Consider the following 1,113-nt stretch of genomic DNA (forward strand, 5'->3'; position numbering starts at 1 on the left):
GCGTCCCCAAGGGGATTTGAACCCCTGTTACCGCCGTGAAAGGGCGGTGTCCTAGGCCTCTAGACGATGGGGACACATAATGTGTCACTAGGACAATTGATTAGTTAGACTCAAATCCTGAGTTTAAGGTAATGCGAACAAATGCAAATATAGACTCGAGCTGTATTTGCTTCGCTATTTTCTCGGTAAAACCGCATCTGAAAAAAACAGATTGGCGTCCCCAAGGGGATTTGAACCCCTGTTACCGCCGTGAAAGGGCGGTGTCCTAGGCCTCTAGACGATGGGGACACAGAAAACTGCTACCCTAGGACAGTTGCACTAACAAGTTTGGTGGAGCTATGCGGGATCGAACCGCAGACCTCTTCGCTGCCAGCGAAGCGCTCTCCCAGCTGAGCTATAGCCCCAACTCATTATTGCCATACACTGCTAGGTAAACCGTGCTGTGTATTGCTGAGTGCGGGGCGCATTCTATGCAGCCACCTAAATAATGTCAACAATTTTTTATGTAACTTTATTCAAACGCCCTATTTTTCAACAAACTGGATAATCTATAAACTAAGCGGTGTGTTTTTTGAGCTTTTGCTATTATATAGAATATGAAATTGGTGTTTATACTTGGTTTTGATTATTTAACGCTGTTTCATTCTTTTTAAAAGGTATACATTTATATGCAAAATAGCCTGAGATAATTTTACTCTTTATAGTGCGACGTATTATAAGTAGGTTAAGTTGCACTATTCATTAATGGTGATGGGCTGGTGTTAAAGGGTTGGCTAAAAGTTCGAAAGTTGTTTTAATCCTTCTATATACTTTGTTTTAGCTATATTAGTTGCTGTTAACGCCTCGATGCTAGAGTTTATTTAAATGCTCACGTATCAAAAAATAGTCGTAATGGCTATTAAATAAACAGTAAAGCACTTCTTTGATTATAAAAACCACATCTAAACTATTTTTACACATTCAAGTGTTGACACATTTACAACTCTATCTATAATAGCGCCCCACAACAACGCAGCAATGTGTTGTTTTTAGATATGGGTCGTTAGCTCAGTTGGGAGAGCATCGCCCTTACAAGGCGAGGGTCACTGGTTCAAGTCCAGTACGACCCACCAT

The 1,113-nt window shown here is 41.0% G+C and carries 4 tRNA genes; 1 reads left to right on the plus strand and 3 read right to left on the minus strand.

What is annotated here, in order from left to right:
- Position 1 precedes the first annotated feature (1 nt).
- The 3 genes from ACHUE3_RS19845 to ACHUE3_RS19855 all read right to left on the minus strand — a co-directional run bounded on the left by ACHUE3_RS19845 (position 2) and on the right by ACHUE3_RS19855 (position 404).
- A tRNA-Glu gene (locus ACHUE3_RS19845) sits at positions 2-74 on the minus strand.
- Positions 75-212: 138 nt separating this feature from the next.
- Positions 213-288, minus strand: a tRNA-Glu gene (locus ACHUE3_RS19850).
- A gap of 40 nt (positions 289-328) precedes the next feature.
- Positions 329-404: transfer RNA gene (locus ACHUE3_RS19855), tRNA-Ala, on the minus strand.
- A 632-nt stretch (positions 405-1,036) separates the two neighbouring features.
- On the opposite strand from ACHUE3_RS19855, the gene ACHUE3_RS19860 reads away from it, so the two are divergent.
- Positions 1,037-1,112: transfer RNA gene (locus ACHUE3_RS19860), tRNA-Val, on the plus strand.
- Position 1,113: the final 1 nt, after the last annotated feature.

Origin of the sequence: Pseudoalteromonas atlantica (assembly GCF_043641955.1) — a bacterium.
Classification (GTDB): Bacteria; Pseudomonadota; Gammaproteobacteria; order Enterobacterales; family Alteromonadaceae; genus Pseudoalteromonas; species Pseudoalteromonas atlantica_A.